Source organism: Brevibacillus sp. SIMBA_040 (assembly GCF_046535075.1).
Lineage (GTDB): Bacteria > Bacillota > Bacilli > Brevibacillales > Brevibacillaceae > Brevibacillus.
In genome coordinates, this window is the sequence record NZ_JAWRXI010000001.1 from 1 (window position 1) to 13,692 (window position 13,692).

The following is a 13,692-nucleotide window of genomic DNA, read 5'->3' on the forward strand; positions in this document are numbered from 1 at the left end:
AGGCCGTTACCCCACCAACTAGCTAATGCGCCGCAGGCCCATCTCCCAGTGATAGCCGAAGCCATCTTTTCTTTTCGGACCATGCGGTCCAAAAACCTATCCGGTATTAGCATAAGTTTCCCTATGTTATCCCAGTCTGAGAGGCAGGTTGCCTACGTGTTACTCACCCGTCCGCCGCTAGCCTCCGAAGAGACTCGCTCGACTTGCATGTATTAGGCACGCCGCCAGCGTTCGTCCTGAGCCAGGATCAAACTCTCCAATAAAGTTTGTTACTGGTTCAAAGCTGGCAAATCATTTAATGATAGACTCATTAACGCTTTCGCTGTTCAGTTTTCAAAGAGCATTTTTTGTCCGCACTTCAAAAGCGCGAGTTTTACTCTACCATATCCAAAGCGATTCATCAACCTCTTATTTCCGAAGAAAAACCGTTTGTGATATGTAGTGGTGCCGGCGATAGGACTTGAACCCACAACCCCCTGATTACAAGTCAGGTGCTCTACCAATTGAGCTACACCGGCATTATGTTTATTCGTTTGTGTGAGCGTTTTTCGTATGTGTCCCGTTCACGACATTTAATATAGCATGTCTGATTTTTAAATGCAATAGAAAATCTAAAAATAATTCATTTTAAATAAAAAAACCTCTATCTTTAGGCAAATTCATGCTCAAATTAGTGAAGTACTATCACTCTCATACCTATAAAAAAGAGCCGCAATAGAATCCCGCGGCCCATTTTGCAAGATCATATATGAAAACTCACAGCTTTATCCCACTCGAAAGCCTTCCCCTAAAACTTCTTGTGCAGGACATAAAATAATGAACGCATCGGGATCAACGGAGCGCACCATGATTTTCAACTTACTTACCTCACTCTGACTAACGACAGCCATCACTACCTTGCGTGCATCTCCGGTATATCCCCCGGCGCCATCCAGCAACGTAACTCCCCGATCCAGATCGTAAAGAATAGCTTCTCGCAAAGCGTCTGTTTCGTTCGAAATAATGTACGCCACTTTTGACGTATTCCAGCCCATCTGTACAATATCAATCGTTTTACTGGTTACAAAGAGGGCAATTAACGCAAATAGTGCCTTTTCCGGGTCGAAGACAATTCCGGCAAATAAGATAACCAAGCCATCAAAAACCGCTACACAAACTCCCAAGCTAAGACCTGAAAACTTATGTAAAATCTGCGAGGCGATCGCAAAACCGCCTGTAGACCCTCTCCCTCGAAATACGATCCCAATCCCAAGACCGACACCAATTCCTCCATATATACTCGCCAGCAGGGGATTCGTCGTCAATGGTTGCAAATTACTTGTCAGCATGACACATAAAGGCAAGATAATCGATCCAACAGCAGCCTTCAAGCTGTATTGCCGATCTAACAGCTTTAGACTGAGCAGGAATAAAGGAATATTGCACGCCCATTGAACAATCGCTGGTGAGAATCCAAACAGATTATGCAGGATGGTCGACAAGCCTGAAACGCCACCCGATGCAATTTGGTTGGGATTTAGGAATAAATTGAAGCTTGTTGCCAGCACCAGCGAGCCCACAAGCAGCATGCCATACTCCATTGCTTTTCGCAGGGGACTATTCAATTGCCCTGAAGTTCGTCTATTACGCGCCACACAGTCCACTCCTGACATCCATTTTCACATAGACAAAAGTCGCACATACACTATCATGATTTCAAAAAAAAGAAAACACTTCACGTTAAAGCATCACCGCTTTATTTCCCTACATTATTACACAGAAAGAGATTGACTATCGTCCGAAGCTAAACGATAATTAACATTAGGTAATAATTATTTTAATAAAACTCCATTCGAGACCCTACCCTAGATGAGCAGACACACAAGATTATCCTTTCTGATTACTATAAAAGAAAGAGGTGAGATGTCATGGACGAACGCATCGCCAATGTCACACAGCAGATAAAGCATCTAGGAAAACGCTTGACGGTCCAAAGAAGAGCCGTACTGCTCCATATGCTGACCTCCAATCAGTGTTTAAACGCTAAAGACGTCTATCACGCCTTGAAAAACGAAATGCCAAATATCACACTTTCTACCGTGTATACATCCTTGCGCTTTTTCGTCAAAATGGGGATTTTAAAAGAGCATGTCCATCCCGATTCACCGAACCAGTTTGTAAGCCTGGTCGCTCTTGATTCCGTCGAACTTAAGCAGGTCATGTAGCATGCCATCCCCACAACGAAAGAAGAGGTAACCCGCTGTTGATTGGGCTACCTCTTTTTTAGGTTTGGAAAGCACATCATGATACTGAACATGACTCATTTGCCGTCGCGTAGTCGTATACTGCTTTCCCCAGCAATCCTAGCGTTCGTAGAGCTGCACTCGCTTGTACGTCCTTTGATAATGCTGTAATCGTAATTTTCCGTCCCGCCGCGATCAGCACGCCGACATCATGCTGTCTGCCTGTATCCCATCCCGATTTACACGGCAATTTCCACTCAGAGTATGCACCTGCTTCAGCTGGAGCGGGCAGCAAGGAGGGCAACCCGTTCACGACCTGCTGTTTGTTCATAATCGCTATCATCTCTTCGCAGGCACGCTGTGACAAAAAAGCGCCTGAGGCAATTTTCCCCAGCATGCTGGCAACATCACCAGCCGTAATCATATTGTTCTCAGTCACATCGACCGGGTAGATCATCAGCTTGCGTGAATAGCGGCTTTGGTTCATTCCCAGATTGCGCATGGTTTGTTCAATCTGTTCCTTTCCAACCAAATCAATCAGCATATTGGTTGCCGTATTGTCACTTTGGATAATCATCATGGTGATCAGATCACGAATGGTCAGCTTCAGGCCAGGCGATAGTGTGTACAAAAATCCTGATCCCCCGACCAGGTCTTCCTTGCGCAACGTGAGCTGGTCAGATACGGTAAACTGCCCGTTGTCTGCCGCTTCATAGACCGCTGCCATGATCGGAACTTTTATGACACTTTCGGCAATAAACCTCTCGTCGTCCATATGTGAAAAGTGCAGCCTCTGACCACTGGCTTGTCCCAGCTCTTCCACCACTACTCCCCAAGTTCCCTCGGCTTCCGCGATAATTTCGCCCAATCTTTTTTCGATTTCCACTTACGTCACCCTTTCCTGTGAAGCATGTACGATTCAAAATATTTCCTAATCATACAAGTTTCGAAAAAGGTGCGCAGATTCCTTTCAGCTCAGATACTTTTTCTGGGTCTACATATTGCAGTGCTTGCCCATCCTCACGTACACCTGTGCCAAAATGAATTTCCCTGACCCCTGTTTTCTGGAGAAAATCAGTGATATTGGAAAGCGACAAGCCGCTGCCTGCCAAAATGCTTAGTTTGGTTTTATCTGTGAGCTGCTGCAGCTGCGTGATGCAGTCAATTCCCTCAACGGCACTCTTTTGACCGCCTGAAGTGAGGATGCGACGTATTTGCGGATAATGCAGCAGCGTTCGTGCAGCTTCTAGCTGGTCGCTCGCTTCATCAAATGCGCGATGGAAGGTCACATCCAGCTCATTCGCTTCGCTTAGCACCAGCTCCAAGCCCTTTTGATCCAGCTTCTTTTGATCGGTGAGCATGCCAATAACGATACCTGCCGCTCCCAGCTCACGAATAACTCGCACATCCTCTCGCATGACTAGCAATTCATCATGGGTATAGCAAAAGGATTGGCTGTGCGGTCGCACCATGACATTAACCGGGATATGGACAGATTTGACGACTGCATCAATCAATCCCCAGCTCGGAGTCAATCCACCCTCCAAAATTCCCGTTATCAGCTCGAGTCTGTCTGCTCCACCCTGCTCGGCTCTTTTTGCATCCTCCACAGAGGTCACTATCACTTCGATTAGCATCCATTTCCCTCCGTCCTCATGATCTGTGGACATCGTATACCCGTTTTATTCCAGATGCAAATAGACGAGCTTGCCTACGCTCTATTTTTTCAGCGTGAACACAGGTCGTTTTTCGCCAACAATCAATTGGTTATCATTTTTTATTTCCCGCGGAGTCAGTGCGTACAATCGTGCAATCGTCTCTTTATTCTCATAATTGATCTGCTCCAGAATCGAAGCGATGACCAGCGGCCACACCAGCTCTGAGCCATCGAGGACCTTGTGTGAGAAGCTGAGCCTTTCCTTTTTTAGCGCAAAACCGTACACCCCCATCGCTCCACCCTTGGCGATAATATTCGGATCAGTCAAGAGTGCCGTACAAATGAAGTTATGACTCGCGATGATGTCAGGATTTTCGCTCATCCACCCGGTGATTTTCAAAACAGCCTCGCGCGTTTTCGCATCCTCAATCAAATCAGGGCAGCCCAGCTTCAAGTAAGCGATCGCAATATGCTTCAGGGGCACAGCAAAAACGGGAAAACCACAGCCGTCTACGCCGAGCTGTATCTGCTCTTTAGGGTACTCAGCCAAATAGGAAAAGGCCTCCAGTGCTTGTTGCTGCGTGGGATGAGTATGCTCGTAGTAATTGTTCGTGGAAAAACCCCGCTCCTTGGACAAGGCGAGGAATCCAAGATGCTTGCCTGAGCAATTGTGAAAAAGGCGGCGTTTAGGCATTCCTTTCGAGACGCAGGCAAGCTTGGGCTCTTCATTAAGCGGATAGGTCGGACATGTCAACAGCTCGTCTTCTTTCATCCCCGTTTTGGCCAGGATCGACTCCAATCCTTCCATATGATACGTCTCACCACGATGCGAAGCGGTAAACAAGGCTGCTTCTCTGCTTGTTAAACCAAATTTTCCATCAATATCTTGCTTGGCTACAGGAATTGCCTGAAACGGCTTCGCTGCGGAACGCAAATAAGTGACGTGCATCTCGTCTCCTGCAGAATAAATAACCTGACCGTGCTCATCAACCCCACACACAACGCCAAAATGAACATTTTCAAGTACTTCTCCACGATACTCTTCAACTAGCAGACTGTAATTCACTCTGATCACCAACTCTACTTAAATATAGGAAAACCAACTTCATTATTCTCGTTACTCCAATGATGGTATAAAAATATAAAATATTCACACAAAACATGCTTCAGAACCATTCAAATCCCGAACGTTGCCTAATTTTACAAAAGAGTTCCTCCAATGATGTTACTAAAAAATACTAGCAGTCACTTCCCTTTTCCGTCAAATTATTTTTTCCAGCATCAAGGAGTTGTGATCTTCCATCCCTAATGCCGAGCATTTTGTAGTATAATGGCGACAGGCGTCTGTCTGGATGCCAAACCGAATACGAAATCCATGCATGTGCATGGGAGAGGTTCGCGAACTCCCTCTATAAAAAACTAAGGTGGATAACAGTACCTTACCCTTGGTATTGTTTTGTTTTTTTGCAGGAGCAAGTTCAAGAACTCTCTTTCTTCCATTACATTACTGAAGGAGATGGAGAGCATGAAAAAGGAAAAAGCCGTCGTTGTTTTCAGCGGAGGACAGGATAGCACGACCTGCCTGTTCTGGGCCAAGGAGCAATTCGGAGAAGTAGAAACCCTCACGTTTGATTACGGGCAGCGTCACAAGCTGGAGATCGAATGCGCCCAGCAGATCGCTCGTGAGTTAGACGTCCCAAACACAGTATTGGATATGAGCCTGTTGAATCAGCTCGCTCCTAATGCCCTCACCCGCACAAATATTGACATCACCCAGGAGGAAGGCCAGCTGCCCTCTACGTTCGTGGATGGACGCAATCTGTTGTTTCTCTCATTTGCCGGAGTATTTGCCAAGCAGCGAGGAGCACGGCATCTGGTAACAGGTGTGTGTGAAACAGACTTTAGCGGCTATCCGGATTGTCGCGATTCGTTCATCAAATCACTCAATGTGACACTGAATTTGTCGATGGACTATCCGTTTGTAATCCACACGCCATTAATGTGGCTGACAAAAGCGCAAACGTGGAAGCTGGCAGATGAACTGGGTGCCTTCACCTATATCCGCGAAAATACCCTCACCTGCTACAACGGCATCAAAGGAGACGGCTGTGGCGAATGCCCTGCCTGCCAACTGAGAAAAGCCGGACTGGACACTTACCTTTCCACACGTAAGCAAGGAGAACAAATCTCATGAGTGCAAACTTTGACTTCCGCATTGTCGACCGCATGCAATCCTTGGGCACTCATATTCAAAAATCACAGCTTCGCTACCATAACAAGCGTGTACTCGTCAGCAAAGAGTTTACCTTTGACGCTGCGCATCATTTACACGCATACGAAGGAAAATGCAAAAACCTGCACGGACATACGTACAAGGTTGTGTTTGGCATCAGCGGCTTGCCGGATGAGATCGGACTCGTCATCGATTTTGGCGACATCAAGCAGATTTGGAAAGAGCATATCGAGGTTTATCTGGACCATCGCTATTTGAACGAAATGCTTCCTCTCATGAATACTACTGCCGAAAATATGGTCGTCTGGATTTTTGAGCAAATGGAAGACCAGCTGCAATCCGAGACGTACCGCAATCGCTATAACGAGGCTCGCGTGGAATTCGTACGCCTGTTTGAGACGCCAACGAGCTACGCTGAAGCAAGACGGGAGTGGATGTAGACATGAGCTCCATTCCTGTATTGGAAATCTTCGGTCCTACGATTCAGGGAGAAGGCATGGTCATCGGCCAAAAAACGATGTTCGTGCGTACGGCTGGCTGCGATTACCGCTGCAGCTGGTGCGATTCTGCCTTTACCTGGGACGGCACCGCACGCGATGAGATCAAGCAGATGACTCCAGAGGCAATCTATCAGGAGCTAATTCGTCTGGGACAGGACCGTTTTTCCCATGTCACCATTTCTGGGGGCAATCCTGCTCTGCTTGCCAGCCTAAATGGACTTGTCCAGCTGTTAAAAGAGCACGGCATCCGAACCGCGGTGGAAACACAGGGGAGCAAATGGCAGAGCTGGCTTCATGATATCGATGACGTCACGATCTCTCCCAAACCGCCAAGCTCAGGAATGACGACTGATTTGGACAATCTGGACCAGATCATACATGCACTCCTGGCAAGCAATCATCAAGGACTCAGTCTTAAAGTAGTTGTCTTCAACGAAGATGATTTTGCCTACGCACAAAGCATTCATCAGCGTTATCCTGCTGTTCCTTTTTATTTGCAGCCAGGAAACGACGATTTGACTGTTGCGGATACAGTCAACCTGCGAGACAAGCTGCTGGAAAGCTTTGAATGGTTAATTGATCGTGCTATGGAAGCCCCTGATATGAATGACGTCAAGGTACTCCCGCAGCTGCATGCACTCGTCTGGGGAAATAAACGCGGCGTGTAAGTTATTTGGAAAAATAGAAATGAAACGAGGTTTATTGGATATGTCGAACCATCAAGAACGCGATTTGTCTTCACTCACTCTCTTGGGTAACCAAGGAACTACCTACAATTATTCGTACGATCCAAGTGTACTGGAGTCGTTTGACAACAAGCATCCGTACCGGGATTATTTCGTAAAATTCAATTGCCCGGAATTCACCAGTCTGTGCCCGATTACTGGCCAGCCTGACTTTGCTACGATTTACATCAGCTACATCCCGGACATCAAAATGGTTGAGAGCAAATCACTCAAGCTGTACTTGTTCAGCTTTCGCAACCACGGCGACTTCCACGAGGATTGCGTCAATGTCATCATGAATGACCTGATCAAGCTCATGGACCCGAAATACATCGAGGTATGGGGCAAATTCACCCCGCGCGGCGGCATATCGATTGATCCGTACTGCAACTATGGAAAGCCAGGAACGAAATACGAAGAGATGGCCAGCTATCGCTTGATGAATCATGATATGTACCCGGAAAAAGTGGATAATCGCTAGAGGTTTCATTATCTGCTTGTTTTAATAGATATAGGTGCTTGGCTCTGGCAAGTTCTTTTGCCAGAGCTTTTCTTTTTTCATCGTTCTAAATCTCTACCATTCTTATGTATGTATTGTGTTACTTAGAGAACAAGTGGCAGGCTGATCTCAATCGTTGTCCCTCTCTGTTCTTCCGTAAAGATTTGGATGTTTCCTTGATGATTTTCGATAATCTTTTTACTGACCATAAATCCAAGACCCGTTCCGTTTTCTTTGGTTGTGTAAAAGGGCTGACCCAGCTTTTCCAATACGTGCGTAGGGATACCGATCCCTTGATCAATAAAACGAATAAAGACGAGCTCCTCAATTTTGTCCAGCTGAATGTTCAGCTTCCCGCCTTGTGGCATAGCTTCAATGGCATTCTTGATAAAATTAATGCAGACTTGCTTGATGTGATTTTCTTCACAATTTATGTAGACATCCTCTCGTATTGCATCCGAAACAATTTGTACGTTGCACATATTCGCCTGTGCCTCAAGTAGCGTGATCACTTCTTTGAGTAACAGCGTAACATTTCTTTGTTGATATTGAGCCACTTGCGGTTTGGCTAGCATTAGCAGCTCACCTAGGATCAAGTCGATGCGACCAATTTCAGATAACATAATTTCGTAGTAGATATTGCTTTCGGAGCATTCTGACTTTAACAGCTGCAAAAAGCCTTTTACGGAAGTCAGCGGATTCCGTATCTCATGGGCAATTCCTGCCGCCAATTCACTGACAACAGACAGCTTCTCTGTTCGAAGCAACAGTTCTTGCGCCTGCTTCTCTTCGGTAATATCACGTATGATAGCCGTCCAGCCGCTCAGTTGATTGCTTTCGTCTCGAAGAGGAAAACAAGATATCTTTACCTTTCGCTCATTTCCTGCCTTTGTTTTTCTGATGGTTTCATATCCTTGCGTATTTCGTCCCAGTACAGCGTCCTTCCGATTTTTCTCCACTTCACCTTTTCTGTCTTCCGGAATTTGTGGTAGATCAATTGCCTGTAATCCTACAACTTCCTCTGCCAACCAGCCAAAAACCTTCTCGAAGGATTCATTGACCCGTACTACCTGATTATTATCATTCATAATCAAAATAGGGTCTAAATTCCGTGTGATGAAAGATTCCAGTTGATAGTTGGTCGCCTTTAACTTGCTTTTGGCTTCTTGATACATTTGCTTATTTAGCTCAACGATTCTCCGCTGCTCTGTTTGGATAGACAACGAAGGGAACGCGAGGGGTCTTTTTCGATAAAGGGTTGATTTCTGCAATTCTTTATCGGTCATGTAGTACTCGTGACTTCTCAACATCCTATTTAAAAATGAAGCCGATACCCGATTGCTATTATACGCGCAAACAGAAAGAACACCATGGCAGTTCACACTATGGTCAGTCATCGTTTCATCATGTTCCATTTTCGCGAGAATCTCACCCTGTTCTTTCCATTCCACATGCGCCCAAGTTCTTACCGTGAGATTTTTCGCCAAATAAGGACTTAATATTTCACTGAAGTGCGATAAAATGGTGTAGCAATGAAAATCATCGTGGATTGCATAAAACTCATGACTATCATAAAAATGAATATCGTTCATACTTTCTGTAGGCATTACCTTTTCAAGCTTTTGATAAATCTGTTCCAGACGCTGCGTGTTATCGATTACCAGCAAATGATGTCCCTTTTCGATTCCCGTTAAAACGAATGAAACAGCATTTTCCACGTAACTCTCTGGATCCTCGTAAAAGTACAAAATATGCCCGTTTGTCATTTGCATAATTTCGTTTAATTGAATAGTATGATTATTCACATGACACCTCATAACTACATATTTTCATGCTTGCTCAATATTTTACCATACTATGCCATTATCTGATCTATAAACAAATACCTACTTTCTCACCACGATTTACGGGCAAAGAGTCCCAAACTATTCTTCTAAAATTAGAAGATACGATCCTAAAACCGATCGTTTCTAATGAGATTCCCCAAACATCACGGGGCTTTCAAATATGTTATCTATCAACAATAAGAGTCCGAAAAAAGAACTATCTATTCGCTGAGAAGCGCCGATTTATTTGGGGCAAATATTCTAGCAAGGTCCTATTTCACCGACATGCTTCCCTTTACAAAAAATGTTACTATGATAGAGAATCCGACTATAGAGAGAAAGGGATGTTTGCCATGAAGCCAATGAATGTGCAAGACTCTTATTTGCATTACCTGATTACACAGGAAGTTCCCGTGACACTGATCACCAAAAATGGCGTTCCACTTAAAGGCACGATTGCCTACGCTGACTCGTATACGGTCACGATGCAATCACAAGGTAAGCAAAGTCTCTTTTTCAAAGCTGCAATCTCTACAATCACTCCGGTTAAATCCGTACCACTGCCGGAAATCTTAAAGTAAGCCTTCCATCATTCGTGAGCCAACAGCCCTATCTTTTATCTGATAGGGCTGTCTTGTTATTTGCATAATGATTTCGATTATTTGTTCTACTCCCTCTTTTTTGGTATTGTTTTCGTATAAAACGTACAAGGATGGTGGTTGGATTGTCGAGGAAACCTTCGCATGGCTCCTTCCCGTTTTTGCAGGGATTTTTTTGCTCACGGGTATTATCTATTTAATCGTGGCTGAAATCCGTGGAGACAAGTAGAAATACAGTTGAAACGAAGGAAATCACTCCATTTTCATTTTTATGATTAATAATAAAAAGGAGTGGCATAATAAAAGTAAGAATATTAAAATGATTGCTAATGAATTGTTAATGAGAAAGGAAGTCTTCCCCATGACCGTTGAACGTTTTGTTCGAGAGTCTCGGACATTTAAAGCCAGCCATGTACTGCCTCCAGACACGAACAATCACAACACTTTATTCGGCGGTAGATTGATGGCTCATATTGATGATGTAGCCGCGATTTCTGCAATGAAGCATGCACGGGGACCTGTTGTAACAGCATCAACCGACTCTGTCGATTTCCTGCAGCCGATTCGAGTAGATAATGAGGTATCCCTCGAGGCATTCGTAACCTGGTCACACAAGACCTCCATGGAGGTGTTCGTCAAAATCGTCGCGGAAGATCTCCTCACCGGAATCCGCACTGTATGTGCAACCTCGTTTTTGACCTTTGTCGCGATTGGTGAAGATGGACGTCCTACGACTGTCCCACAAGTCGTTCCCGAAACAGCTGAGGAAATTTTTCTGCATGATGGCGCTGCCGAACGGGCAGAAGCACGTAAGCTCCGCCGAACTCGCAGTAAGCATTTGGCTGATTTACTCGGAACCCGCCGTCCGTGGGAGCCGTAACGTAAGCGAAGCCCCTTCTTTGATCAGAAGGAGCCTCGCTTTTTATTCTTTATGAGCCCATTTGTAGTCGATATACCCGAGGCCATCAATTACTACGCCTTTGAGCTCTTTCTTTTGTACCCACTGATTGGTAAAGAAGTAGATCGGAACCACTGGCATTTCATCCATGAGGATGGCTTCAGCAGCCGCCAGCAATTGCTTGCGTTTTTCAGGATCTTTTTCTGTTGCTGATTGGTTCAGCAGCTCCTGATACTTGCTGTTGGCCCAGTTGGTATCATTTAAATCTCCATACTTGTCCTTGAATAGCTCCAAGTAATTGATCGGATCATTAAGATCGCCTACCCAGCCCATACGACCGATTTGGTACTGTCCATTGCGCATATCGTCTAAATGGACCTTCCACTCCTTGTTCTCCAATGCCACATCTACGCCAAGAGAGTCTTTCCATTGCTTTTGGATCGTTTCCGCAATGACTTGATGGGCATCCGATTGATTAAAGGAAAGAGAAATGGGGGGTAGCTTTGTCAAACCCAGCTCCTTCATCCCTTCTGCAAGCAGCTTTTTGGCCGTCTCTTTGTCATTATCTTTGAAGTACCCTTCCTTTTTAAGCGACGCCGTTAACGGAACGACTCCCATTGCCGGATATTGGACCGAATCGAGCAAGCTGTCTACCAGCTCCTGCCGATTGATGGCATAAGCAAAAGCCCTCCGAATCTTTACATTGGTAAATGGTTGCTGTTCCGTATTAAATTTGTACCAATATACGCCTGCAATCGGTTGTTTCTGCAGCAAGCCTTTTTGCTTCAACGCTGACTTTGCTTCCACTGGCAAAGCATTGAGAGGAGCTCCAGCCCAATCGAGCTTCCCCTCCTCAAACAGAGTAAGCTCCTCATTCTCACCGCGAATCATGGTGAAATCCAGCTTATCCAGCTTGACTGTCACATTATCCCAATAATATTTGTTTTTTACCAGGACCAATTTTTCCTGTCGTGTCCAAGTCTCAATCGTAAAAGGTCCATTTCCTACATGTGTAGAAGCGTTTTCAGCCCATAACGGGTTTGCCTCTACTACTTTTTTGTTCACAGGATAGTAGCTAGGAAGTGTTAGTAATTCCGTAAAAAAGGGGGCAGGCTGCTCCAAGGTTACTTTCAACGTTTTCGCATCGACTGCAGTGACGCCGACCTTGTCCAAGCCGAGCGTTCCCAGGTTTGCTTTTTCAGCATTTTGAAGGTAATACAGCATGTAGGCATAATTACTCCCCTTTTCGGGATCAAGCATTCGCTTCCAAGCGTATTCGAAATCATCAGCGGTAACAGGGTCACCGTTGCTCCATTTTGTATCGCGCAAGTGAATCGTGTACGTTTTCAGGTCATCGGATATATCTATCTTTTGTGCCACTGAGAGCTGAATTTTTCCATCTGGTCCCACTCGCGTCAAGCCGTCAAAGGTCGCTCTTGCGAGAGCGGTCGAGCTTGCGTCCTCCGCCAGTGCAGGATCAGCCGTATATATACCATCTGGCATATTTAACCGGAGCAGGCTTTTTTCAGATGCTGCCGTGGAAGTCTGCGGCTTTGCTTCTGCCGCATGAACAATACCCGCAGACGATGCCAGTACACCTGCCGCGAGGAAAAGATTCGTTGCCACTTTCATTTTCTTTTTCAATTATTTCCCCCCTATTCCTAATTATCCAATATTTACTATGTTATCAGATCATGTAGGCGTCAACAATTTTTATTTGTCTCCTCTGGATGCTCCGTTTTTTCTACAGATTCTTCTTCAAATAATAGTGCGTGTGCCCACCTGCGTTTTCAATCACACCGTATATTTCGTAAGCATGCTTTTTATAAAAATCGATTGCCTGAAAGCTAAGCGTATCCAGCTTGATAAAATCGCAGCCTTTTTCTCTCGCGATGTCTTCTGCTGCCATCAGCAGCTTTTTGCCGTAGCCTTTACCTCGTACACTTTCATCGACAATCAAATAGTGTACCTCCAGCCAGTTCCAGCATACTTCGCCTACAAGCCCACCGAAGGTTTGACCAGCAGCATCTTTTACAAAAAGGTTTATTTCTTCGTACTTGTCTTTTAGTTCAGCGGGAAAGTTCGCGTAATTATACGCAATCAATTTGTTACGGACGTACTGCTTGTCTTCTGTCTTTGCTACATTTGATATGGTTAGCTCCATGCTTATCTCTCCTTCTCTTACATACGCTCTTCGCAAAAATGATTCATCCTAGTTTAACTTACCATATTTTAACTGATTTTCTATAGCATCCTTCTCTAGCAAATCTTTTGATCTTGCAGGCAGAAATCGGCTATGATAGATGGCGAGGTGACAAATGTGGCTTATTTAGAAGAAACTACGCTTATTGCCTATATTGCGTTTACGATTTTTTTCCTGGTAGCTTACAAGCTTAGCCAAATCTCGTTGGTTACACTGATTCTATGTTTAGTCTCTACCGCGATATTGGCTGTCGTCTTCTATCTTTTGGTACAGCAATACTGGCCCGTCCACTAGGAAGAAGTACACAAAAGGCGTAACCAACCTGTCTTG

15 protein-coding genes, 1 tRNA gene, 1 rRNA gene and 1 riboswitch are annotated in these 13,692 nt (G+C 45.0%); of the genes, 8 read left to right on the plus strand and 9 right to left on the minus strand.

Translation table 11 applies throughout. The features are described 5' to 3' along the window. The 3 genes from SB752_RS00005 to SB752_RS00015 form a co-directional block, all read right to left on the minus strand. Positions 1 to 263: ribosomal RNA gene (locus SB752_RS00005) — 16S ribosomal RNA — on the minus strand; the annotation flags it as partial. Positions 264 to 442: 179 nt separating this feature from the next. Then, positions 443 to 518 (minus strand) — tRNA-Thr (locus tag SB752_RS00010). Between the two features lie 246 nt (positions 519 to 764). Further along, the gene (locus SB752_RS00015; protein WP_410713721.1) at positions 765 to 1,634 is read right to left on the minus strand and encodes a YitT family protein; all 870 of its coding nucleotides are present in this window, start codon (positions 1,632 to 1,634) and stop codon (positions 765 to 767) included. Positions 1,635 to 1,907: 273 nt separating this feature from the next. On the opposite strand from SB752_RS00015, the gene SB752_RS00020 reads away from it, so the two are divergent. Then, entirely contained in the window at positions 1,908 to 2,204 is a 297-nt protein-coding gene (locus SB752_RS00020) for a Fur family transcriptional regulator (protein ID WP_410713722.1), read from the plus strand. Between the two features lie 76 nt (positions 2,205 to 2,280). Here SB752_RS00020 and SB752_RS00025 read toward each other — a convergent pair whose 3' ends face one another. The 3 genes from SB752_RS00025 to SB752_RS00035 form a co-directional block, all read right to left on the minus strand. Beyond that, positions 2,281 to 3,108, minus strand: a complete 828-nt coding sequence (locus tag SB752_RS00025) for a serine hydrolase (RefSeq protein ID WP_410713723.1) — start codon at positions 3,106 to 3,108, stop codon at positions 2,281 to 2,283. Between the two features lie 49 nt (positions 3,109 to 3,157). Continuing rightward, complete coding sequence (locus tag SB752_RS00030) at positions 3,158 to 3,859, minus strand: copper homeostasis protein CutC (RefSeq protein ID WP_410713724.1); 702 nt, start codon at positions 3,857 to 3,859, stop codon at positions 3,158 to 3,160. 81 nt (positions 3,860 to 3,940) lie between these two features. After that, positions 3,941 to 4,945, minus strand: coding sequence for an asparaginase (locus SB752_RS00035; RefSeq protein ID WP_410713725.1), 1,005 nt, complete (start codon positions 4,943 to 4,945; stop codon positions 3,941 to 3,943). Between the two features lie 319 nt (positions 4,946 to 5,264). Then, positions 5,265 to 5,308: riboswitch (PreQ1 riboswitch) on the plus strand. 96 nt (positions 5,309 to 5,404) lie between these two features. On the opposite strand from SB752_RS00035, the gene queC reads away from it, so the two are divergent. The 4 genes from queC to queF are packed head-to-tail and all read left to right on the plus strand — an operon-like array spanning position 5,405 to position 7,818. After that, positions 5,405 to 6,073 carry a 7-cyano-7-deazaguanine synthase QueC gene (gene queC, locus SB752_RS00040; protein ID WP_410713726.1) on the plus strand — a complete coding sequence of 223 codons (669 nt, stop codon included), beginning with the start codon at positions 5,405 to 5,407 and terminating at the stop codon, positions 6,071 to 6,073. Next, entirely contained in the window at positions 6,070 to 6,552 is a 483-nt protein-coding gene (gene queD, locus SB752_RS00045) for a 6-carboxytetrahydropterin synthase QueD (RefSeq protein ID WP_410713727.1), read from the plus strand. The genes queC and queD overlap by 4 nt, the downstream gene beginning before the upstream one ends. Before the next feature lie 2 nt (positions 6,553 to 6,554). Further along, positions 6,555 to 7,280: a 7-carboxy-7-deazaguanine synthase QueE gene (gene queE / locus SB752_RS00050; protein WP_410713728.1), complete on the plus strand. Its 726-nt coding sequence runs from the start codon at positions 6,555 to 6,557 to the stop codon at positions 7,278 to 7,280. 40 nt (positions 7,281 to 7,320) lie between these two features. After that, positions 7,321 to 7,818, plus strand: a complete 498-nt coding sequence (queF, locus tag SB752_RS00055; protein ID WP_103110873.1) for a preQ(1) synthase — start codon at positions 7,321 to 7,323, stop codon at positions 7,816 to 7,818. Between the two features lie 122 nt (positions 7,819 to 7,940). On the opposite strand, the gene SB752_RS00060 is transcribed toward queF, so the two are convergent. Then, positions 7,941 to 9,641 carry an ATP-binding protein gene (locus SB752_RS00060; protein ID WP_410713729.1) on the minus strand — a complete coding sequence of 567 codons (1,701 nt, stop codon included), beginning with the start codon at positions 9,639 to 9,641 and terminating at the stop codon, positions 7,941 to 7,943. Positions 9,642 to 10,015: 374 nt separating this feature from the next. Here SB752_RS00060 and hfq point away from each other — a divergent pair, with 374 nt between their 5' ends. Together hfq and SB752_RS00070 are read left to right on the plus strand one after the other, a co-directional pair. Further along, positions 10,016 to 10,243: an RNA chaperone Hfq gene (gene hfq, locus SB752_RS00065; RefSeq protein ID WP_410713730.1), complete on the plus strand. Its 228-nt coding sequence runs from the start codon at positions 10,016 to 10,018 to the stop codon at positions 10,241 to 10,243. 379 nt (positions 10,244 to 10,622) lie between these two features. Then, positions 10,623 to 11,141, plus strand: a complete 519-nt coding sequence (locus SB752_RS00070; protein ID WP_103110876.1) for an acyl-CoA thioesterase — start codon at positions 10,623 to 10,625, stop codon at positions 11,139 to 11,141. A gap of 42 nt (positions 11,142 to 11,183) precedes the next feature. Here the strand turns inward: SB752_RS00070 and SB752_RS00075 are convergent, their stop codons facing one another. Then, positions 11,184 to 12,803 carry a peptide ABC transporter substrate-binding protein gene (locus SB752_RS00075; RefSeq protein WP_410713731.1) on the minus strand — a complete coding sequence of 540 codons (1,620 nt, stop codon included), beginning with the start codon at positions 12,801 to 12,803 and terminating at the stop codon, positions 11,184 to 11,186. A gap of 100 nt (positions 12,804 to 12,903) precedes the next feature. Next, positions 12,904 to 13,323 carry a GNAT family N-acetyltransferase gene (locus SB752_RS00080; RefSeq protein WP_410713732.1) on the minus strand — a complete coding sequence of 140 codons (420 nt, stop codon included), beginning with the start codon at positions 13,321 to 13,323 and terminating at the stop codon, positions 12,904 to 12,906. Between the two features lie 132 nt (positions 13,324 to 13,455). On the opposite strand from SB752_RS00080, the gene SB752_RS00085 reads away from it, so the two are divergent. Further along, positions 13,456 to 13,656: a hypothetical protein gene (locus SB752_RS00085; protein WP_410713733.1), complete on the plus strand. Its 201-nt coding sequence runs from the start codon at positions 13,456 to 13,458 to the stop codon at positions 13,654 to 13,656. Positions 13,657 to 13,692 lie beyond the last annotated feature (36 nt).

Coding starts and splice junctions, on each gene's coding strand:
- queF (WP_103110873.1), top strand. CDS start 7,321: ATGTCGAACCATCAAGAACGCGATTTGTCTTCACTCACTCTCTTGGGT.
- queC (WP_410713726.1), top strand. CDS start 5,405: ATGAAAAAGGAAAAAGCCGTCGTTGTTTTCAGCGGAGGACAGGATAGC.
- SB752_RS00085 (WP_410713733.1), top strand. CDS start 13,456: ATGATAGATGGCGAGGTGACAAATGTGGCTTATTTAGAAGAAACTACG.
- SB752_RS00080 (WP_410713732.1), bottom strand. CDS start 13,323: ATGGAGCTAACCATATCAAATGTAGCAAAGACAGAAGACAAGCAGTAC.
- SB752_RS00030 (WP_410713724.1), bottom strand. CDS start 3,859: ATGCTAATCGAAGTGATAGTGACCTCTGTGGAGGATGCAAAAAGAGCC.
- queE (WP_410713728.1), top strand. CDS start 6,555: ATGAGCTCCATTCCTGTATTGGAAATCTTCGGTCCTACGATTCAGGGA.
- SB752_RS00020 (WP_410713722.1), top strand. CDS start 1,908: ATGGACGAACGCATCGCCAATGTCACACAGCAGATAAAGCATCTAGGA.
- queD (WP_410713727.1), top strand. CDS start 6,070: ATGAGTGCAAACTTTGACTTCCGCATTGTCGACCGCATGCAATCCTTG.
- SB752_RS00070 (WP_103110876.1), top strand. CDS start 10,623: ATGACCGTTGAACGTTTTGTTCGAGAGTCTCGGACATTTAAAGCCAGC.
- hfq (WP_410713730.1), top strand. CDS start 10,016: ATGAAGCCAATGAATGTGCAAGACTCTTATTTGCATTACCTGATTACA.